Below are 20,867 nucleotides of genomic sequence, written 5' to 3'. Positions count from 1 at the left end.
CGCACCTCAGAAGGGAGTGTATATCACCGCGTAGATCTCGGCGCTATCCCCGTTGGCCGCTCCCAGGTGGTGAGGGACCACGGAGTTGTAGTACATGGAATCGCCAGCCTTCAGATGGTAGTTGCTCTGGCCGTAATGCAGCTTGACCTCACCTTTGACGACGATGACCAGTTCCTCGCCTTCGTGGGAGGAGCAGGTGTGGTCCTCGTTAGGCTGGACGACGATGAACAGGGGCTCCATGTGCCGGTCGGTCTTTCCCTTGCCCAGGGGGTAATAATGGTAACCTCCGTTGGCGCCGTCCTTGTGGGCGGACGTCTCTTCCTTGCGATCGGAGGAGCGGACGATGACCGGGTCCTCCCTCACCTGGTCGTCCATGAAGGTCCCCAGGCGCTGGCCCAGAGCCCGGGAGATCTTGACCATGACGCCGATGGGCGGGTACACCTCGCCGGCCTCGGCCTCCCTGATGAGGTTCGCGTCCACACCGGCGTTCTTGGCCAGGTCCTCTACGCTCATGTTGAGCCGTTCGCGATATGTCCTTATGCGCGTCCCGATCTTTACAGTAGAGGTCAATTGATCATCCTCGTTGCCTGGCCCACCGTGCGTCGGCGTTCGGCAATGCCTTAACCTAATCCAAGGTCCGTTTATGAAACTTACCGTCCGTCGAAGAAATGGCAATGAAAGGGGTTTGGAACTGGCAAGTTGTCAGAAAAATGCGTTACGGTTTGCCATTGACCCAATCGTGCGCCGCTCGGTACACCTTGCGGTTCCGTTCCACCAACGCCGGCTTGGCCGAGAAGCTGTCGTCCAATGCAGATAGCACATCTTCCTCAGGCAGACCGTGCGCGCCAAGGGCGGTAAGCGCCCCCAGGAACGCGGTGTTGGCCGCCTTGGGAGTGCCGGCATCCGCTGCCACCTTGAAAGCGGGGAAGGCCATCACGCGAAGGTCGTCACGCCCTTCCGGCCTGGTCAGGGAAGCTTCGTAGATCACGGTCCCGTTCTTCGCCACGGTGCCGAAGAACTTGTCCAGGGCCGGCTGGCTCAAGGCGACCAGAATGTCAGGGGCGTCCACGGTGGGCGAGCCCACCTCGCGGCCGCTGACCACCACGGAACAGGAGGCGTACCCGCCCCTCTGTTCCGGCCCATAGCTCGGTAGCCAGGAGACGAAGCGTCCGGCGCGCCCGGCGGCCTCGGCGATGACTAGTCCAAGGGAGAGCACGCCCTGCCCGCCAAAGCCGGAGAACTTGAACTTGCGCTCCTTGAACGAGGGGTCGATTTGGGCGGCGTCCCCTTCATGGCCGCCGTCGAAAAGCTGGGCGACCGTCACTTGGGGAACGGGGAAGGGGACCAGCGCCGCCTCAGAGCTGCGGTCCCGGAGGCATCCGAGGGGGAACACCTTCTCCATCACGTCGGTGACGTATTGGGCGGATGCGACCGGGTCCATGTGCCAGTTGGTGGGGCAGGGGGAGAGGAACTCCACGAACGCATAACCTTTTCCGTCCCGCTGGATCTCGAGCGCTTTCCGCACGGCCTTCTTGGCCTGCATGATGCACTTGGTGTCGGCGACCGAGACGCGCTCGATAAACACCGGGGCCTGCAACTGGTCCAGCACCTCGCAGACCTTGAGTGGATATCCTTCCTTGGCCGCGTCCCTGCCGAACGGTGTGGTGGTCGTCTTCTGCCCCAGCATGGTCGTGGGGGCCATCTGCCCCCCGGTCATGGCGTAGATGGAGTTGTTGATGAAGAAGCAGGCGAAGTGATCCCCGCGATTGGCTGCCTGGAAGGCGTTATTGAAGCCGATGGCGCCCAGATCGCCGTCCCCCTGATAGGAGATGACGGCGCTGTTAGGCAAGGCCCGGGAAATGCCGGTCGCTATGGCGGATGCGCGTCCGTGCGGTCCGGCCACGTTGCCGCAGTCGAAGTAGTGGAAACAGAAGGCGGCGCAGCCCACCGGCGATACGAACACGGTGCGGTCCTGTATCCCCAGGTCGGCCATGGCCTCGGCGATGAGCTTGTGGATGATGCCGTGCCCGCATCCGGGGCAGTAGTGTGTGGCCCTGGTCCCCTTCTCCTTGCGGTCGAACGTCTCGTAGAAACCGGTGGCCTTCTTCATCGCTCTCCCTCCAACATCTTCCTGGCCTTGTCGACCACGTCCTCCACCGACATCATGTTCCCGCCCATGCGGTTGATGAGCTCCACCTGGCACTCCTTCTTGCGGTCCAGGTGCAGCAGCAGGTCGTCGCGGTACTGGCCGTTGCTCAGTTCCACCACCAGGACCTTTTCCTTGGCGGCCTTTCGCAATTGCGATTCGGGGAAGGGGAAGAGGGTCATCGGCCGGAACAGCCCGGCCTTCACGCCCTCGTCCCTCAGCCGGTCCACCGCCGAGCGGGCGATGCGGGCGCATACCCCGTATCCAGTGAGCAGGATCTCCGCGTCCTCCATCCGATAGCATTCGGCCATAGCGTCCACGGTCATGGAGGCGTACTTGTCCTGCAGCATCCAGTTGTGCTTCTCCTGCAGGGCGTTATCCAGGTAGATAGAGGACACGAGGTTCCCTCGGGTCTTGGCATCGCCTTGCACCGCCCAAGCGGAGACCTCCGGCCGAGCGGCCTCTTTCTCTGGGAAAGAAAGGAACTCCATCATCTGTCCCAGAACAGCGTCGGCCAGTACGATGGCCGGGCTTCGGTACTTGAAGGCCAGCTCGAAGGCCTTCATGGTCAGGTCGCACATCTCCTGCACGGAAGCGGGAGCGAGCACTATGCTATGGTAGTTGCCGTGCCCGCCGCCCTTCACCGCCTGGTTGTAGTCGCCCTGCTCCGGGCCGATGTTGCCCAGTCCGGGTCCCACGCGCATGACGTTGACGATGACCGCCGGCAGCTGGGCCCCGGCCAGGTAGGACAGGCCCTCCTGCATCAAGGAGATCCCCGGTCCGGACGAGGCGGTCATGGCCAGGCGTCCGGCGGAGGCCGCCCCGAAGATCATGTTTATGGCCCCGGTCTCGCACTCGGCCTGCAGATGCACCCGGCCGAGCTGGGGAAAGTACTCCGCCACGGCGTGCGCTATGTCGCTGGTCGGGGTGATAGGATATCCGAAGTAAACATCGCAGCCGGCGTAGACGGCGCCAATGGCCACGGCCTCGTTGCCCTTCACGAACTTCCGCATGAGGTCACTTCCTCCCCTTTTCCTGCACCATGATGGCGTAAGGCTCAGGACAATTGTAGAAGCATATAGCGCAGCCCACGCATCCCGACCCGATGTACTCGACGGCGTTGTATCCGCGGCGGTTGATGCGCCCGGACAACCTAAGTACCTTCTGCGGGCAGGCGGCCACGCAACGGCCGCATCCCTTGCACTCGTTCTCGTCGAACACCGGATGGGGAATCGCACTCTCGGTTGTGCTCATCCCTCCTCTGGAAAGAAGGATGATACTTAAAGTTACTTCAATGAACTCCATTCTGTACGTATGGCCTAGGTCAAAAGCTGCCGTACTTGCGCACGTGCTCAGCAGCCTTGTACAGAGCCTCGTCCTTCTCTGGACCGTCGTACAGTCCCATGTCCTTCCGGGCGTACAGCTTTCGGTCCTCGCCCACTGGGCAGACCTTGATGCAGATGCCGCAGGGGGAGCGGTACTTCTTCTTCAGGTCCACGCTCCTCCCGGTGCACTTCCTCTTGTCGATGGACGCCTCCGGATAGTCAACGTCGCCAATGGCCTGTACCGGGCAGGCTTTTTGACATCGATGACAACGGATGCACAGCCCCTTCTTCATGCGGCGGCCGGAAGGCACCTTGGCCGTGGTGAAGACGGAGACGAAGCGGACCCTCGGACCGTACTCCTTGGTCAGCAGCATGTTGTTCAGGCCGAACGTCCCCAGGCCGGCCAGGTAGGCGGCGTGACGGTGGGAGAAGAAGGCGTACGGATTTTCCATCAGCAGTTCCACGCTCCCGTAGCCGTCGCGCGGGATGTAGGCGGATGCATATCCTTCGCCGTTCAGGTAGTTCGACAGCTGATAGGCCCTTTCGTCCAGTTGAGAGTTGAGGTTCTGGTACAGCTCCTTGTACCAGATAGAAGGAGAGGTCTCCAGTATCGGCAGAGTGACCGGAAGGCCGAGGACGATCACCGTGCGGCAACCAGGGAATATGGACTTAGGGTGAAACTCCTTCGGCGGCCAAGGGGTGAAAGGGGGGTCATCCCAGGCGTCGGCGGAGGCGAACCCTACGATCCCGATGCCCCAATCCTTGCAGAGGTCCAATATGCCCCGCTTCAACTGATTGGTCATGGACGTTAATCTGCGGCGGTGGTAATAACTCTAAGCCCGTTCAATTCCGGGACAGGCGATCCGCGACCTTTTCGGCGAACTTCGCGGTCCCCAGTTTTCCTCCGAGGTCCCTGGTCCGATCGCCCTCGGTCAAGGTCTGCACCAGCGCGGACTGCAGCCGGCTGGCCGCGTCCATCTTCTTCAAGAACTCCAGCATCAGGCAGGCCGACAGTATCGTCGCCGAGGGGTTCGCTATCCCTTTTCCGGCGATGTCCGGGGCGCTACCGTGCACTGGTTCGAAAAGGCCGAAGCGGTCGCCGATGTTTGCCGAAGGTGCCATTCCCATTCCTCCGGTCAACGCCGCGGCCTCGTCGGACAGAATGTCGCCGTAAAGGTTCAGCGTGACGATGCACTGGAAGCACTTGGGCTTAGTTATCAAGGCGGCCGCGACGGCGTCCACGATCATGTCGTTCGCTTCAAGGCCCGTGTTCTGCATCACCTCGTAGAACACCCGGCGGAAAAGGCCGTCGGACTTGCGCAGCACGTTGGCCTTGTGCACGCAGGTGATCTTGTTGAAGCCCATGACCCGGGAGACCTTGATGGCCTTCTCCACGATGCGCCGGCAGCCCTTCTCGCTCACCACCCGTTCCAAGATGATAGTGTCCCCCTCCTCCCTCTCCCGCCCAGTGTACATGCCCTCGGTGTTCTCGCGGACAATGACGGTGTTGAGGTCCACCAGCTTGAACTCGGGAAGGATGGGGAAGCAAGGGCGGATGTTGGCGTACAGGTCGAAGTGCCTGCGCAGCTGCAGAAGCGGCGACTTGTAGCATGGGTCCGGTGTCACCGGGGAGGTTATGGCCCCGAAGAGCACTGCCTTGGTACCTTCCAAGGTGGTGAGCGTTCTCTGCGGCAGGTATTCCCCGGTCCTCTCAAAGCAGGCCAGCCCCATTTCCGCCGGCACAAACTCCAGGCCAAGGTCCATATCCTTCAATATGCCCATGGTGGCCCCCACGACCTCCGGGCCGATGCCGTCGCCCTCGATAACCGCTACTCTCGTCATCCCAATCTCTCGATCAATGCCGCGACCATGATGGGAAGGGTGATGGTGGCGTCCCCTTCCACGTTCACCTGCCAAGCGTCCTCGCGCACCTTGCCCCAGGAGATGGCCTCGCGCACCTGCGCCCCGCTGAGCGAACCGTCGAACTCCGCGGCTGTGGTCATGTAGACCGCGTAGTCCAGCCCGCCGCGGAACTGGTTCCACCAGATGACATGGTGCTTGGATATGCCCCCGCCTATGATCAGCGCCCCGCTGCTCTCAGCCCGGAACACCATCTGGGAAAGCTCCTGCTCGTCCTGGAACAGGTCGATCTTGAGGTCCCGGTGCGTCTGCCAGTACATCCATAGCTGGCTGCCGAAAGAACCGTCGGTAATGCCGGGAACGACTATCGGTATCTGGTTCTTATGCGCCCAGTATAGGAGCGAATCCTCGTTGTCCAGGCGGGCGCCCACCTCATCTATCAGTTCATGGGTGGATATGGAATCGCGTCCGGCCAATATCTCCTCGAACATCGGTATGAGGCGCTCTTCCAGCACCAGTCCGTAGCTTTCGTCCGGTACGAGCACGTTGCCCAGGCGGTTCATGCCCTGCTCCCGGAGCTGGGCGTCGTCCATCATGAAGTCGCCATGATAGTAGTCCTTCCAGGTCCGGGCCAGGTCGTGGTCCAGCGTTCCGCAGGTGGTTATGACCACGTCCACCAGCCTGCGCTTGACCAGCTCCACGATGACCCCTCTGGTCCCCGTAGCCATGATGCAGGCCGGGAAGGACAGGAAGGTGAGGCATTTTTCGTCGCGGACCATCTTCTCCACTATGTCAATGGCATCGGCAAGCTTCTTGGCGGTGAACCCTCCGGACTCAGACATGGAACGGACCAGTTGGTCCACGCTCATGCCGCCCTCGACCTTGATGTCGCGCACCTTTCTTTCTTCCATATCGATCGTCCTCACCTATCGTCGGGCCATAGAAATATCTTACCTACTGTGAAATGGCGATGATGTAAAGTAACTTTTTCCGAAGCGGACGAAAGGTCGGGAAGTTCCTTATATTTATCTTGACACGTTCCTCATCTTCATAATGGACGGCAGAAGATTGGCGATATTGAGCGGCGGGTTCGTCGGTCCCCTCTCGGGGAACGCCGTCCTCGCCATGATCCCCGTCCTCAAGACCGAGTTCGGTGCCGGGGCGGAGGAGGTACTGCTGTCCATCACCTTCTTCATGCTGCCCTTCGCCTTCTTCAACCTCTTCTCCGGGACCGTGTCCGATGTCTACGGGCGCCGAAGGCTGCTCACCATCGGCTTCGTCATATACGCCGTGGGGGGCCTCGTCTGCGCCCTCTGCCAGGACCTGTCGTCCTTCTACCTGGGGCGGGCCATACAGGGGTTCGGGTACGCTTTCGTCAACCCGGTGCTGCTGGCCATCCTGGGAGATCTGACCCCCGACAACGAGAGGGGGAAGGTCATGGGATATTTTGGGGCGTTCACCACCGCCGGCATAGCCAGTGGTCCGATGATCGCCGGGTTCCTCACCCCCTACAGCTGGAGGTGGATGTTCGTGCTGGTGGCCATCATGGCCATGTCGGTCGGCCTTTGGATAAGGACCGCCTGTCCGATGGTGAGACGGGACCCGGACGCCCTTCATCATCTGAAACGGAACGTGGTTCGGACAGTGAAGACCAGAGGCGTGGCCACCCTATGCCTCCTGGGGTTCTTGGCCTTCCTGTGCTACATGGGGGTCCTCGGATTCCTGTCCGACCATCTGTCCCTGGAACCGTTGTCCCTGAACGAGACCACCATAGGTGTGCTGGTGGGGATGAGCGGTGTGGCTGGAATGGTCGCCGCACCGATCGGCGGGCGCCTGGTGGACGCCAAAGGAAGGACGATAACCGCCGCCATCGGTTTTGGTATTGTCGCCGCGGCCATGCTCCTGCTCTCCATCTCGAGTGACACGATGGGGTTCGCCCTTTCCCTGTTGGTACTCGGTACGGGTACGGCCTTTATATGGGCCTCGCTGCTGACGTTGACGGTGGAGATCGTTCCGGACCTGAAAGGCACGGCGTCCTCGGTCTTCAACAGCATTCGATTCCTTGGTTACTCGATAGCCCCGATGCTCTTCGCCCCCATATACGCGGGATGGGGTTTCGGCGCATTGCTCCTGGTCGGCTTCGCGCTGACGTTGTTGGCCTTGCCAACGATATACGTCCTGGGCCTTCAGCTCAAAGCTTCCCAGGCTCTGAGGATACGGTCGAGCTGAGACCGGGCCTCCTCCACGCTGTAGGAGTTGTCCAGCACGGACCAGCCCCCCTTGGCCAGCTCCAAGACCTTCCCCCGCACCTTAGTGAGCGAAGCGAGGTTCTCGAACATCTCCCTCTCATGTTCCCTTTCCTCGATCCTCTGGAGGGCGCATTCGGGCTTTGCGTCCACCAACAATAGGCGTGGGGGCATGGGCAGGATCCTGACGAAGAAGTCGTAGCCCGGTCGGTGCAATCCCTTAGGCAGATAGGCCGTGGCCATGACGTAGCGCACGAAGATAACCTTGTCCTGATCGCCATAGCGCCGCAATCTGCGGACCGAGTCCAGCACGTCAAACACGAAAAATACCGTGGCCACGGTCTGCATTAGCTTCCCCTCGGCGGTGAGCGATCTGCGGCTCATGCGGCCTATCCAGGTGTCGGAAGGATGGGTCCGGACCAGCACCTTCTCGCCTTTGGACCGGTAATGATCGGCTATCCAGCCGGCCACGGTGCTCTTTCCCGAGCCATCGATCCCGTCCACCACGATCAGTTCCAGCTGCTCACCTCATAGCCCAGATAATGCCAATATCAATGCGGTCGACAGCGGGATCACTATATTATCATACTCCCCCGGGGTGTAAAGCTCTACGACCGCCACATACGCCCCAAGCCCTAAGGCGGCCAGGGCGGAGAGGGGCAGAGCTATGGTCCTGGTGCCGTAGAGCCCGGCGGAGAACAGGAAATTATAATAGTTTATGATGAGGAAGATGGTCAGTGTGGCGAAGCTGAATACCGCGACCGTACCTTCCAGGGTCTTGTTCCCGTATATCTTGCGCTTTCCATAGGTCCTTCCGACCAGCCCGCCCATGCCGTCCCCGTAGGCCATGCACACGATGCCCACCGAAGCGATGACCAGGTCGTTGAAGGCGAAGAACGCCAGCAGCGTCCAGGATATGGCATAGTAGACCAGTCCGTACCTGAGCCCGTCGTGGGAGGCCGAATAGAGCACCGAGCCCTTCAGGTTGGAGGCGAGGCCTTTCTGCTCCTTGCGGTCGTCGTATCGCGAGAACAGTATGAGCAAAGGTATGAAAGGGGCCGCGGCCAGCAACGCCATGACGTAGTTGGTGTCGAACACCCACCAGAACAGGGCGATGTTCCCGATCATGATATGAATGAACTTCCGGTGGAACGACCTGCGCTTGAGGAACTTCCATTTGGTAGCTATAACCACCATGATGCCCACATAGACATAGACCAGGAGCAGACCGAGGGCGTCACCGCCAATCAAAGCAATCCGTCCCTTATGGCCTTAAATCATATAAAAATCCAAAGGGGTCCTCCAGACCTGCACCGGTCTGACCGTTGTCAATATCGTTCAGGATATCCAGCGACAAGCTCTTAAATACGCTACCAGCCGAATCGGCCGGACATGAATGATAAGGACCTGCTGCTCTTCGAGCAGATCAAGGCCCAGCTGGGCGCCCCCCTCAGCCCTGGCCTGATGGTGATGGACGTCCCAACCACCCAGTTCGTCAAGGTGGAGCTGGTGCTCTTGAAGGCCCTTATGGAGGAGGGACGACCCGGGCTGTTCATTTCCGTGGACCGCCCCCATCAGTACATGGTGCATCTTCTCACTATGCATGGGATCGATTGCCGCAGCCTCACCTTCGTGGATGCGGTGGCCCGTTTCAGTGCCGACTCCAAATCTGCTTCGGTGAAGGTGGGATTCTTCCGGGGGCCGCGTAACATTGACACCTTGCCCGAAGCCCTGAAGGACTGGTCTGTAGCCGATGGAGGCCCGGGCATTGACCTCGGGGAGTGCGGTTTCGCGGTCATCGATAACCTATCCACTTTTTTAACCTACAACAGCCAGCAAGCGGTCCGATCATTCCTGAACGATTTCATCTCCGCCCTCGGCGGGAAGGTCACGGTACCGTTGTTGGTGGACCACGAAAGGAATCCCACCCTGTTTCATATGATCAAGGACTTAGGGGGAAGGGAGATCGCGTTGGTCCCTGAGCATATTCCAATGTCCTCGGACAGGGCGCGTTTGAAAATATCCAACGACAATATCAAAGGAGATTACTGACCATGGAAGAGATCAAGCTCGAGCGGACGGACCTGATGCGCATACCTGCCGGCATACCCGGCTTGGATGAGATGATCGAAGGAGGCTTTCCATTCCCTTCGGTCATTCTGGTCTCCGGCACCGCCGGCACTGGGAAGACCACCTTCGCCCTACGTTTCCTCTGTGAAGGGGCGGTGCGGGGAGAGCAGGGGCTATACTTCACCACCCTCAGCGAACCGACTCAATGGATGTTACGATTCTCCTCCCAGTTCGAGTTCATGCGACCGGAATATTTCGACAACCAGATTATTTATGAGGACCTAGGCAACATCTTACGGGATGGTGATTCCGGCAAGCTGCTGGACGCCATCGAATCACGCATCGCCGAGGTCGTGCCCCAGCGCATAGTCATCGATCCCATCACCGTGGTCGGTGAGATGTTCAAGGACGGTTATCGCCAGTTCCTCTTCGACTTGATCAATAGGCTGAAGAACTGGAACGCTACCACCGTGGTCACCGGTGAGGTGCGTCCCGGGGAGCTCTATCCTCCGGAGATCTCCTACGCCGTCGACGGGATCGTCCTTCTGCACTTGTCCGAGGAACTAGGCGCCAGGCGCAAATACCTGGAGGTCCTGAAGATGCGCGGGACGAACCACCTGACCGGAAAGCACTCCATCGACATCTCCCGCAAGGAGGGTATAGTGGTGCTAAAGGCGAGGTTCTGAAATCGAAGCCATTATCACGCAATCCATCGAAAACGCATATATATGCCGTTTATGGCAGATATTCGATGCCAGACTGCGTTTTTCGTGGGGCATTTTTACCTAAACGATTTATATAGGTAGCCGTATTTAGGCTGGAATTTAAAGAGGCTTTGTAATGTTAGACGATCCTCTGTACCTAACGATACCGATTGCAGGGCTGATAGGTCTGCTCTTCGCCGGGTATCTCACGTGGACGATTCTCAAGAAGGACACAGGAACTCCTGAGATGAAGGCCATAAGTGACGCTATCCGCGAGGGTGCCATGGCTTACTTGGCCAGACAGTACAAGACGATCGCCATATTCAGTGTCATCCTCGGTGTCCTGATCGCCATCGGGATAAACTGGTTGACCGGTATGGCGTTCTTGATGGGGGCTTTCTTCTCTGCCCTGTCTGGATACATCGGAATGTACGTGTCTGTGAACGCGAACATCAGGACCGCGAGCGCCGCGAGGCGATCCATGAACGAGGCGCTGTCAACCTCCTTTCGCGGCGGCGCCGTCTCCGGCATCGCTGTGGTGTCCTTGAGCCTGTTGGGCGTCGCCGGCGTCTTCTATCTCTATCAGGGATATCTGGTAGATGCGATCCCCGGGACCTATGACGCTTATAGCCAGGCGTTATTCCTCGGTGTTGGATACGCCTTTGGCGCTTCCTTCGCCGCGCTATTCGCCCAGCTAGGCGGCGGTATTTATACCAAGGCCGCTGATGTGGGCGCCGACCTTGTGGGTAAGGTCGAAGCTGGCATACCCGAGGACGATCCCCGCAACCCTGCCGTCATCGCTGACCTGGTCGGCGATAACGTAGGTGACTGCGCCGGTCGTGGAGCTGACCTGTTCGAAAGCACCGCAGCCGAGAACATCGGTGCCATGATACTCGGTCTGGCCATCTTTGCCTACACTGGTAATGTCGGTTGGTTCATGTTCCCGCTGGTCGTTCGCGCCTTCGGTCTGCTTGCCGGCCTTGTCGGCATCATGACCGTTCGCCTGCGCAGCGAGGACGAGGAGCCCATGAAGGCCCTCAACCGCGGATACTACATCACGTGCGTCCTTGCTGCGATATTGTTCTACGTTGCCGTAGACCAGCTTCTGGGCGGGGAAATAGTGTTCTTCTATTGCGGAATGATTGGTATCGCTCTCAGCATTGTGATCGTCTACATCACCCAGTACTACACTGCTGGAGATTACCGCCCGGTCAAGAAGATCGCCAAGGCCTCCGAGACCGGCGCCGCTACCAACATCATCGCCGGTATCTCCATCGGTCTAGAGACCACCGCGGCCTCCATAATCGCTATCGCGGTCGCCCTGATAAGCTCTTACGAGCTGGGGGCGAGCATAGCTCCAACAGGAAGCTATGAGTTCATCTACGGCCTCTACGGGACCGCCGCTGCCACAATGGGTATGCTGACCACATGCGCCTTCATTCTGGCCGAGGACACCTTCGGCCCGATCACTGACAACGCCGGCGGCATCGTCGAGATGTCCCACCAGCCTGAGGAGGTACGCGAGAGGACCGACCGTTTGGACGCCATCGGCAACACTACCAAAGCCCTGACCAAGGGATACGCCATGGGAGCCGCCGCATTGGCCGCCTACCTGCTGTTCGGCGCCTTCTTCGAGAAGGTCGCCAACCTGCAGGGTGTGGACATAGTCGACTTCTATCAAAACTTCCACGTTGACCTGATGCAGCCGGCCGTGTTCGTCGCCGCCATGATAGGTGCTATGCTAGTCTTCCTCTTTTCCTCCCTGGCCATTAGCGCCGTGGGCAAGGCCGCACAAGATATGATCTCTGAAGTGCGCCGTCAGTTCAGGGAGAGGCCCGGCATTCTGGCAGGAACTGAGAAGCCGGACTACGCTTTGTGCGTGGACATCAGCACCAAGGGCGCCCTGAAGGCCATGATCCTCCCGGGCATCCTGCCGGTGGTCGTGCCGGTCGCTCTGGGGCTGACCTACAGGTTCGTCTTCGGAAGCGACATGGCGATTATGGGCATTGGGGCCTTCCTGATGGTCGCCACCATCACCGGTGTGCTCATGGCCCTCTTCTTCAACAACGGAGGAGGGGCCTGGGACAACGCCAAGAAGTTCATCGAGGCCAAGGGCCTGAAGGGCACTCCGCAGCATGCGGCAGGTGTGGTCGGAGATACCGTCGGAGATCCGTTCAAGGACACCGCCGGACCTTCCCTGCACGTGCTGGTTAAGCTGCTGTCCACCATAACCCTGGTGTTCGCCACCATGTTCGTGGCCTAAAACAAACCCTTTTCCATCCCTTTCTTTTTTATCCAGCATACCCAACGCTTATATGCTCGGGGCTCAATCTTTATATAACAGTTTTATTATGCCAAGGTAGTTAAGAGGACTAAACATGTATCTGATGACCCAGAGGGAGAGAGTCGTTCGCATCCCCCCGGACCGGCTCGGGGACGATGTCAACCAGGTGGTCAATGTTCTGGCCAGGGAGGCTTACGAAGGCCGCATCGAGAACAACGACTCGCTCACCGTTATCATCAAGAATATCAAGACCGTCGGCGAAGGCCGCATCGTGCACGGTGACGGCGCGGTGTACCAGACGGTCAAATTCGACTCATTGATCTTCCGGCCCATGGTCCAGGAGGTCGTGGAAGGCACAGTCTGCGAAGTGCTCAAGTTCGGGGCGTTCGTGCGCTTCGGCCCCCTCGACGGTCTGCTGCACATCAGCCAGGTCATGGATGACCGCATCGACATCGACGAGAACAGCCAGCGCCTGATTGGCAAGGACACCAAGCGCGACCTGAAGAACGGCGACGTGGTGCGGACAAGGATTGTTACCCTTTCGTTCAATGAAAGGAACCCGCGGGAGAGCAAGATCGGCCTGACCATGAGGCAGCCCGGACTGGGCAAGCTGGAATGGATAGCCGAGGAACGGGCCAAGAAGGGGGCCGAGAAATGAAGGTAACCAAGGCATGTAAAACCTGCTCCGCCATCACCGAGGAGGACAAGTGCCCGCTCTGCGGCGGGGAGACCTCCAAGGAGTGGCAGGGCTACGTGGTCATAATCGACCACACCAAGTCCAAGATAGCCAAGAGGATGGGCATTAATGTCAACGGCAAGTTCGCCCTCAAAGTGCGTTAAGCTGACCGTCCCTCCTAAGGGGTGGAGGTTGCCGGACCACCTGAGAAGGGAGCTTAGCATGCCTTTCGGGGAGCTTTTCCAGGGCGAGGATGTCCTGGACGGGCTTTCCGGATGCAGCAAGATAATCTGCGTGGGGGACGTCGTTTCCACCACCCTTATAAACAAGGGTGTCATCCCCCATCTGACCGTTTACGACCGGCGCAACGAGAGAAAGGAGCTGGATGCTGGCGAGCACCCCGCCGACCATCTGTCGATACCGGAGATAATGGTGAACAACCCGCCAGGATTGATGACCCCCCAGCTGGTCAAGGCCATGAAGGACGGTCTTGAGAGCAAGGAGAAGGTCAAGGTCCTGGTGAACGGGGAGGAGGACCTGGCCGCGCTGATCTGCGCCGCGATCGCCCCGGCCGGCTTCTGCCTGATATACGGGCTCCCGAGAAAAGGAGTGGTGCTGGTTCGCACCAACGAAAAAGTGAACCGCACGGCGCAAGAACTGATACGCTCAATGGAGGAATTGAAGTGAAGATCGAGATAGAGAGCAAGAAGCCCAACGCCCTGCTGGACCGCACCGAAGTGTCCTTCAAGGCCGACCACCGCGGAGAGGGCTCCCCCAAGAGGGCCGATGTGAAGGCCAAGCTGGCGGAAGCGCTTGCGGTCAGCAAGGACAAGGTCGTCATCGACCACATGGAGACCGAGTTCGGATTGAGCGTGAGCGTCGGCTACGCCAAGGTGTACGGCAGCGCCGAGTCGGCCAAGAAGTTCGAGAAGAACTACATCCAGGCCCGTAACGGGCTGGCGGAACCGAAGAAAGCCGCCAAGAAGAAGTAAGGTGTGACCATGGCTGCGAAGAAGAAGGAAGTCAAGAAGGGTGCCCCCTCGGCCAAGAAGGACTATTACCAGATCAAGGGAGACAAGCTGGAACGGGTCAAGAAGAGCTGCCCCAAATGCGGGCCGGGTGTATTCCTGGCCGAGCACAAGGACCGCACCTCCTGCGGCAAGTGCGGCTACACCGAGTTCAAGAAGAAGTGAACGTCAGCCTCGATCTTCCCCTCTCCAAGAGGGTCACAGGTTGATAGGTCGTGGGACCTTCCCAATGACCACGGGCCTGTAGTGTAGCTTGGATATCACTGAGGCCTCCGGAGCCTCGAACTGGGGTTCAAATCCCCACAGGCCCGCCTTTCCTTTACTATTTTCCACTACATACTTATCCATCGAGCTTGTTTTCGGAAATCATGCAACTGACCCCCGAAGAGACGTCCATGCTTGCCGGCAAGGAAGGGCGCGGCAAGCAGAAGGCCATGGAGCTGCTGGCGGCCCTCGGCAAGATCTACAGGGCAGACCGGCTCATCCCCATCACCTCCGCGCATCTTTCTGGCGTTTCGTACAAGACCATAGGCGAGGGCGGGATCGATTTCCTTGAAGAGATGGCCAAGGATTCCAAGGTATGCGTGCCCACCACCCTCAATCCCATGGGAATGGACACGGAACGCTGGAAAGAGATGGGGGTCAGCGAGCATTTCGCCAAAAGGCAGCTGCACATCATCAGCTTATACGAGAAGATGGGAGTGGAGATCAACTGCACCTGCACCCCTTATCTGCTGACCAATCGCCCCAAGGTGGGCGACCATATCGCCTGGGCGGAGTCCTCCGCCCTCTCCTTTGCCAACTCCGTCCTCGGGGCTCGTACCAACCGGGAAGGGGGGCCGGGAGCGCTGGCCGCGGCCATCACCGGTCGCACGCCTAACTACGGTCTGCACTTGGAGCAGAACCGGAAGGCCACGCACGTGGTGCAGGTGGAGGAAGGTATAGGCCAGGACGAATGGTCTATAGTAGGGCACACCGTGGGAAGGAAGCTCGGAGCCTGCGTGCCTTTCTTCCGCGGCCTGGGCCACGACGTCAATGGGCTGAAGTCGCTGGCGGCGGCCATGGCCGCCTCCGGTTCCGTGGCCATGTTCATGGTGGAAGGGGTCACCCCCGAGCAGCCCGCCTCCCTGGCAGGGCTGCCCACGCTCAGCGTAACCCGCCAGGACCTGGAGGATACGGTAAAGCGGCTCCGCACCGGAACGAAACCGGACCTGATAGCCATAGGCTGCCCCCACCTCTCGGAGAGAGAGATGAAGGAACTGGCGGCCAAGCTGGACGGGAAGGTCAAGAAGGGCGACGTAGAGGTGTGGTTCTGCACCTCCAAAGGCGTGTGGCTAAGATGCCCGAAGGAACGGGCGGTCCTGGAGCGTTTCGGGAAGGTGCTGTGCGACACCTGCATGGTGGTGGCGCCCATCGAAGGACTGCATAAGGTCACCGCCAGCGATTCGGCGAAGGCCTGTGCCTACTTGCCCGGACTATGCTCGCAGAAGGTTTTCTGCGGTTCTCAGCGTGAACTACTGGAGATGATTTTGTGAAGATTAAAGGTCGTGTGATATTCAGCGGCAAAGCGATCGGAAGAATGATGGTAATGAACGAACCGTTCAGCTTCCTGGGAGGAGTGGACCCCGTGACCGGTCTGTTCACCGTCGCCTCCGGGCGGGAAGGGGAGAACATCGACGGACGCATACTTGTGTTCCCCTGCGGAAAAGGCTCGACCGTCGGTTCCTATACCATAATGGACCTGAAGAAGAACGGGCACCTGCCCGCGGCGATAATCAATGCCCAGGCGGAGACGATCGTGTCTACCGGGGCGGTCATGGCCGGCATCCCGATGATCGATTTATTGGACATATCCATTCTCAGGGAGGGCGACCGCGCCGTGGTCAACGGAGATTCCTTGGACATGATGGACCTGGTGGAGAAGAAGGTGGTCACCTGTGTACTTCGGTGTAAAGGGAAGATATTGATCCTAAAGCGCAGCCAGAAGGTAGGCACGAACAAGGGGAAGTGGGCCGCGGTCAGCGGTTATATCGAGCGCGGCGAGAAGCCGGAAGAGACCGCCTTAAAAGAGGTTATGGAAGAGACATGCATCACTACCGCCCGCATCGAGAAGAGGACGGAGGCGCTGCGCGTGCGCGACGGGGCCTATCTGTGGACCATATATCCTTTCCTATTCGAAGTAGAGGACGAGAAGGTCACCCTCGACTGGGAGCACACCGAGTGCACCTGGGCGAACCTGGACCAGCTCCCGCAGTACGACACGGTACCCGGCTTCCGCAAGGTGCTGGAAGCGCTCGGCCTATAAGGTCCCGTCCACCTCTTTCTCCAGCAGGTTCAGCTCGTTGGCGTCCAGGGTGGAGGGGTTCAGCACCATCAGCATGATGGAGCTATTTATGGCCACCTGGTCCCGCAGAGATTGCACGAAGCGTAGCACGGTCAGGAAGTTGTTGTTGGTGATCAGGTACTCCAACCCGTCCAGCAACACCACCCCCTTGCCCTTGCTCAGGAACTGCTCTAACGAATAGCTGAGCTTCTCGAGGTCCTTGGGCCGCAGGCTGTCCTCCTTGCCCACGTTGCTCAGCCAGATGATGGGCGTGTCGCCCAGCTCGTATTTCCCTCGTATCTTGAGGGGATAGTTCCTGGTCACGCAGTAACCTTTGCTGCCCTTCTTGACCTGGTCCATGAACAGCTGGTAGGATCGGTCGGAGCGGTCGTCCTTTATGAGGTAGCTGTATCCGTCCTGGAGCCCCTGCACTTTGGTCGTAGCCTCGGTCTCTTCCTCTGCCTCGCCCACCAGCGAGGTATTACATGATGGGCAGATCAGGTCGGCCGCCGTGACGGCGCTTCCGCACTTAGGGCAGACGGAACAGCGATGGAAACCGCCCTCGCCGATGTACTTGGTGATCTCCTCGATGGTCTTGGTGCCTAAGCCCGGCACGCCCTTCAGAGCGTCCTTGTTGGCGTTCTCCAGCTTTTCTATGGAATCGTAGCCAGCATCGTAGAGCATCTCGGCCTTCAGCTCGTTCATGCGCGGTATGCGCATGAGATAGGGCATCAGCTCCGGTTTGCTCAGGACCTTTCCCACCGCTTCCGGAACGGCCTTGCAGGTCTCCGTGGAACGGTCGAAGTAATGCAACACCTTGCGCACATCGGGCTTGCTCAGCTTGGTTCGTTCCTCTATCTGCTCCTCGGTCAGCAGCTTGAGGTCGGAAGCGTTGCGCACGCCGGCATCCACCAGCGCCTCGGCGGCCTTTGAGGATATGCCCGGGATCATAGTCAGCTCCTTTATCGCATCCTTCAGGTTCAGGGAGCTGACCCCGATGTCCACCTTCTCCCCTTCGATCTCCCACTTGCCCACCATCTCCCCGTGGACCTCTGGTACTATCTCCATGGACTTGGAGCGCACCTCGCTCATGATGTGGGCCTTCCATATCTTCAGGTACTCGGAGACCTTGGACTCGGCGGTGACCTCCACCTTGACGAACTCCTCTACGTCCAGCTTCATGTCCTTGCGGGTCTGCTGCACCCGGCGGATTATCTCCCGGGCGAAGCCCTCGGCCTCTATCTCCCTGGTGACCTCGAAGTCCAGGTATAGCTCGCCCCCGCTGAAGGTGGCGGCGTAGACGTTCTTCGGCAATGAAATGTTGAAGGAGACCATGTTCGGCTCGATCTTGATGAGCTGCCCCTCAATCCCGAGGGAGTACTCTCCGCGCTGCATGCTCTCCTTGATCATAGTTGCCGGGCGGCTCTGCAGCAGCACGGCTATCTTGGAGGCCCACTGGCGATAGACCTTGCCGATGGCCAGGGGGTTGGGGACGACGTTCAAGACCGTTTCGGACCATTCCTCGCCCGCGGACACGTACTCCACCTTCTTGACGTTGGACTGGGAAAGGAGTATGTCCTCCATGGACCGCAGGGCGGCCAGGCTGTCGTTGTTGTTCACTTTGATTATGATCCTCTTCATGGGCCAGCGCAGCTTAACGTTCTTGAGCTGGCGTTCGCGGGTGACCGTGTCCACGATCTCCTGGACCATGGACATGGTCTTCTCCAGCCGCTCGTCCACTCGGGTCAGGTCACTGCCTGGCCAATCCATCATGTGCACGCTGACCTTGCTGCCGTCCATATACTGGTAGATCTCTTCGGCCAGATGGGGGCAGATCGGCGCCAGCAACAGGGTGGTGTCCATTATGGCATCGTACAAGGTGCGGTAGGCGGCCAGTTTGCCGGAGTCGCCTTCCTCGCTCCACATGCGGTCGCGTATCAGCCTCACGTACCAGCGGGAGAGGTCGTCCAGGATGTAATCCTCGATGGCCCTTCCGGCCTTATGCAGCTCGAGGGCGTTCACCTGGCGGGTGACCTCGTTCTTCAGCTTCTCGGTGCGCGAGATCAGCCATACGTCCTCCTGGCGCAGATGGGCGTGCACTCCCTCCCGGCTTACGATTTTGGGGTCGAACTTATCGATGGCCATGTAGGTGGTGGCGAAGTTGACCACATTCCAGAACACGTTGAGGGTCTTCCGGGCGTTCTTGACACCTTCTAACTGGAAGGGTATGTCGTCCCAGGGGGCGGAGGTCTTGATCAGGTAGAAGCGCAGGGCGTCGGCTCCGTGCTCTTTGATGACCTTGCCCGGCTCCACCACGTTGCCCCGGCTCTTGGACATGGGCAGCCCGTGGCTGTCCAGCATCCATCCGTGCATTAGCACTGACTCGTAAGGGGCGCGTCCGAAGGCGATAACGCCCGCGGCGAGCTGCGAATAGAACCAGCCGCGGGTCTGATCGTGCGCCTCCACGATGAACTTGGCCGGCCACAGCCTCTCGAAGGCGTCCGTTCTTCCCGGGAACCCTAGCTGGGCCCAGGAGGCCACCGCCGAATCGAACCAGACGTCCAGGACGTCCGGCACGCGGCTCATCTGCCCGCCGCATTTAGGGCAGGTGAGCTTCACCGCGTCTATCCAGGGGCGGTGGAGCTCCATGTCCTCGCGGAAGCCTTCGGCCCCCTTGAGCTCGTCCACCATCCCGATGACCTTCATCTCCCCGCAGTGGCACAACCATACGGGGATGGGTATGCCCCAGTACCTCTGGCGGGATATGCACCAGTCCCGGGCGTTGACGGTCCAGTCGTACTCTCGGGACGACCCGGCCCAGTCTGGGGTCCAACGAACCTTTTCTATCTCCTCCAGCATCTGGTTCTTGACCTGCGTCACTCGCAGGAACCATTGGCTGGTAGTGCGGAAGAGCACTGGAGATTTGCATCTCCAGCAGTGACCGAAGCGGTGCTCGATCAGCCCGTTGAAGAACAGGCGGTCCTTCTCCTCCAGGTCCTTGAGCAGTTCGGGGTTCGCCTTCTTGATGTTCATTCCCTGGTACTTCTCCCCGACCAATTGGGTGAAGTTCCCGGCCTCGTCCACTGGACAGAAGGGTTCCAGGCCGAACTCCTTTCCCAGGTCGAAGTCCTCGGGGCCATGCCCCGGGGCTATGTGCACCAGGCCAGTGTTGGTGGCCTCGACCGTCTTGGAGGGGATGACCTTGTGCAACCACTTGCCGCTGGCCGAATTCTGATAGGGCACCTCATCGATGAAAGGAGTGATGTACTCAACGCCCACCAGGTCGTCGCCCTGGATGACCTGCAGCAGCTCGTATTTCTCCCAGCCGCCCAGGTCCTTGATTTCCTCCTCCCTTCCCTTGAGCAGGATGACGGTGTCCGTCTCCCCTATCCTACGATAGCGCACCTTGACATATTCGAAGTCGGGATGGGCGGCCACGGCCAGATTGGCCGGCAGGGTCCAGGGCGTGGTGGTCCAGATGAGCAACGAGACCTTGGGGTCGTCCTTTAGTTTGAACTTGACGTAGATCGAGGGGTCCTTCTCGTCCCAGTAATCGATCTCCGCTTCGGCCAGGGCCGTCTCGCAGCGCGGGCATCCGGGAAGAACGCGGCTGGCTCTGACCAGCAGTCCCTTGTCGTAGGCCCTCTTGAGCGTCCACCAGGCGGCCTCGATGTACCCCGGGGTGATGGTAAGGTACGGCTTGTCCCAGTCGAACCACACGCCCAGTTCCTTGAAGTCGGCGTTCATCTGCTTCTGGAAGTCCAGGGCGAAGTTCTTGCATATGCCAACGAACCGGTCTATGCCGTACTCCTCGATCTCCTTCTTGTTCTTGACCCCGATGGACTTCTCCACCTTGACCTCGATGGGCAGCCCGTGCATGTCGTAGCCCGGAGTATCGGTAACATTGAACTTCTGCATCCGTTTGAACCGGACCATCAGATCCTTGATGGTCTTGTTCATGGCCGTGCCCATGTGAATGTAACCAGTGGTGTACGGTGGTCCGTCCACGAAATAGAAGTCCGGACCACCAGCCCTCAGCTCTTTGGTCTTCTTATATGCCTCGGTCTCGGCCCAACGGGCTCGCACCGCATTCTCAAGCTCAATTGGATTATAACTACCTTGGACCTGCTTTATCATCGCCGTCCCCTGACCTATCTCACCTCTATAAGCGGTCACCCATTTAAATGTCTTGGTCCTGGCCATCA

The 20,867-nt window shown here is 59.4% G+C and carries 21 protein-coding genes and 1 tRNA gene; 12 read left to right on the top strand and 10 right to left on the bottom strand.

What is annotated here, in order from left to right:
• Positions 1 to 6 precede the first annotated feature (6 nt).
• From NT131_04190 to NT131_04160, 7 genes are all read right to left on the bottom strand, one after another.
• On the bottom strand, positions 7 to 570 hold the full coding sequence (locus tag NT131_04190) for a cupin domain-containing protein (protein ID MCX6650841.1): 564 nt from the start codon (positions 568 to 570) through the stop codon (positions 7 to 9).
• Between the two features lie 145 nt (positions 571 to 715).
• The gene (locus NT131_04185) at positions 716 to 2,110 is read right to left on the bottom strand and encodes a 2-oxoacid:acceptor oxidoreductase family protein (protein MCX6650840.1); all 1,395 of its coding nucleotides are present in this window, start codon (positions 2,108 to 2,110) and stop codon (positions 716 to 718) included.
• The gene (gene vorB, locus NT131_04180; GenBank protein MCX6650839.1) at positions 2,107 to 3,159 is read right to left on the bottom strand and encodes a 3-methyl-2-oxobutanoate dehydrogenase subunit VorB; all 1,053 of its coding nucleotides are present in this window, start codon (positions 3,157 to 3,159) and stop codon (positions 2,107 to 2,109) included. Before vorB ends, NT131_04185 begins: the two co-directional genes overlap by 4 nt.
• Positions 3,160 to 3,163: 4 nt before the next feature.
• Positions 3,164 to 3,400 carry a 4Fe-4S dicluster domain-containing protein gene (locus NT131_04175; GenBank protein ID MCX6650838.1) on the bottom strand — a complete coding sequence of 79 codons (237 nt, stop codon included), beginning with the start codon at positions 3,398 to 3,400 and terminating at the stop codon, positions 3,164 to 3,166.
• Between the two features lie 70 nt (positions 3,401 to 3,470).
• On the bottom strand, positions 3,471 to 4,274 hold the full coding sequence (locus NT131_04170; protein ID MCX6650837.1) for a 4Fe-4S dicluster domain-containing protein: 804 nt from the start codon (positions 4,272 to 4,274) through the stop codon (positions 3,471 to 3,473).
• A gap of 40 nt (positions 4,275 to 4,314) precedes the next feature.
• Positions 4,315 to 5,313, bottom strand: coding sequence for an isocitrate/isopropylmalate dehydrogenase family protein (locus NT131_04165; protein ID MCX6650836.1), 999 nt, complete (start codon positions 5,311 to 5,313; stop codon positions 4,315 to 4,317).
• On the bottom strand, positions 5,310 to 6,242 hold the full coding sequence (locus NT131_04160) for a deoxyhypusine synthase (GenBank protein MCX6650835.1): 933 nt from the start codon (positions 6,240 to 6,242) through the stop codon (positions 5,310 to 5,312). Before NT131_04160 ends, NT131_04165 begins: the two co-directional genes overlap by 4 nt.
• A 142-nt stretch (positions 6,243 to 6,384) precedes the next feature.
• Here NT131_04160 and NT131_04155 point away from each other — a divergent pair, with 142 nt between their 5' ends.
• The gene (locus NT131_04155) at positions 6,385 to 7,560 is read left to right on the top strand and encodes an MFS transporter (protein ID MCX6650834.1); all 1,176 of its coding nucleotides are present in this window, start codon (positions 6,385 to 6,387) and stop codon (positions 7,558 to 7,560) included.
• On the opposite strand, the gene NT131_04150 is transcribed toward NT131_04155, so the two are convergent.
• Both NT131_04150 and NT131_04145 read right to left on the bottom strand, forming a co-directional pair.
• Positions 7,518 to 8,081 (bottom strand): thymidylate kinase, encoded by a 564-nt coding sequence (locus NT131_04150; GenBank protein ID MCX6650833.1) that lies wholly within the window; start codon positions 8,079 to 8,081, stop codon positions 7,518 to 7,520. The genes NT131_04155 and NT131_04150 overlap by 43 nt on opposite strands.
• 24 nt (positions 8,082 to 8,105) lie before the next feature.
• On the bottom strand, positions 8,106 to 8,828 hold the full coding sequence (locus NT131_04145) for a hypothetical protein (protein ID MCX6650832.1): 723 nt from the start codon (positions 8,826 to 8,828) through the stop codon (positions 8,106 to 8,108).
• A 141-nt stretch (positions 8,829 to 8,969) separates the two neighbouring features.
• On the opposite strand from NT131_04145, the gene NT131_04140 reads away from it, so the two are divergent.
• The 11 genes from NT131_04140 (at position 8,970) to NT131_04090 (ending at position 16,644) form a co-directional block, all read left to right on the top strand.
• On the top strand, positions 8,970 to 9,629 hold the full coding sequence (locus tag NT131_04140) for a hypothetical protein (protein MCX6650831.1): 660 nt from the start codon (positions 8,970 to 8,972) through the stop codon (positions 9,627 to 9,629).
• A gap of 2 nt (positions 9,630 to 9,631) precedes the next feature.
• Complete coding sequence (locus NT131_04135) at positions 9,632 to 10,333, top strand: hypothetical protein (protein MCX6650830.1); 702 nt, start codon at positions 9,632 to 9,634, stop codon at positions 10,331 to 10,333.
• Positions 10,334 to 10,487: 154 nt separating this feature from the next.
• A complete protein-coding gene (locus NT131_04130) occupies positions 10,488 to 12,614 on the top strand; it encodes a sodium-translocating pyrophosphatase (GenBank protein ID MCX6650829.1) in 2,127 nt (708 codons plus the stop codon).
• A gap of 115 nt (positions 12,615 to 12,729) precedes the next feature.
• The gene (locus tag NT131_04125) at positions 12,730 to 13,293 is read left to right on the top strand and encodes a DNA-directed RNA polymerase (GenBank protein ID MCX6650828.1); all 564 of its coding nucleotides are present in this window, start codon (positions 12,730 to 12,732) and stop codon (positions 13,291 to 13,293) included.
• Positions 13,290 to 13,475, top strand: a complete 186-nt coding sequence (locus NT131_04120; protein ID MCX6650827.1) for a DNA-directed RNA polymerase subunit E — start codon at positions 13,290 to 13,292, stop codon at positions 13,473 to 13,475. Before NT131_04125 ends, NT131_04120 begins: the two co-directional genes overlap by 4 nt.
• Positions 13,441 to 13,998 (top strand): DUF359 domain-containing protein, encoded by a 558-nt coding sequence (locus NT131_04115; GenBank protein MCX6650826.1) that lies wholly within the window; start codon positions 13,441 to 13,443, stop codon positions 13,996 to 13,998. The genes NT131_04120 and NT131_04115 overlap by 35 nt, the downstream gene beginning before the upstream one ends.
• Positions 13,995 to 14,303: a hypothetical protein gene (locus NT131_04110; protein MCX6650825.1), complete on the top strand. Its 309-nt coding sequence runs from the start codon at positions 13,995 to 13,997 to the stop codon at positions 14,301 to 14,303. The genes NT131_04115 and NT131_04110 overlap by 4 nt, the downstream gene beginning before the upstream one ends.
• Before the next feature lie 9 nt (positions 14,304 to 14,312).
• Positions 14,313 to 14,504 (top strand): 30S ribosomal protein S27ae, encoded by a 192-nt coding sequence (locus NT131_04105; protein ID MCX6650824.1) that lies wholly within the window; start codon positions 14,313 to 14,315, stop codon positions 14,502 to 14,504.
• Between the two features lie 72 nt (positions 14,505 to 14,576).
• Positions 14,577 to 14,650: transfer RNA gene (locus tag NT131_04100), tRNA-Arg, on the top strand.
• Positions 14,651 to 14,707: 57 nt separating this feature from the next.
• Positions 14,708 to 15,874, top strand: a complete 1,167-nt coding sequence (locus tag NT131_04095; GenBank protein ID MCX6650823.1) for an aconitase X catalytic domain-containing protein — start codon at positions 14,708 to 14,710, stop codon at positions 15,872 to 15,874.
• The gene (locus NT131_04090) at positions 15,871 to 16,644 is read left to right on the top strand and encodes a DUF126 domain-containing protein (protein MCX6650822.1); all 774 of its coding nucleotides are present in this window, start codon (positions 15,871 to 15,873) and stop codon (positions 16,642 to 16,644) included. The genes NT131_04095 and NT131_04090 overlap by 4 nt, the downstream gene beginning before the upstream one ends.
• Here NT131_04090 and ileS read toward each other — a convergent pair.
• Positions 16,639 to 20,799 (bottom strand): isoleucine--tRNA ligase, encoded by a 4,161-nt coding sequence (ileS, locus tag NT131_04085; protein MCX6650821.1) that lies wholly within the window; start codon positions 20,797 to 20,799, stop codon positions 16,639 to 16,641. The two genes, NT131_04090 and ileS, sit on opposite strands and share 6 nt — an antisense overlap.
• Between the last annotated feature and the right edge of the window lie 68 nt (positions 20,800 to 20,867).

Source organism: Methanomassiliicoccales archaeon (assembly GCA_026394395.1).
GTDB lineage: Archaea > Thermoplasmatota > Thermoplasmata > Methanomassiliicoccales > UBA472 > UBA472.
The sequence above is the reverse complement of the archived record's forward strand: the minus strand, read 5'-3'. Positions and strand labels throughout refer to the sequence as shown.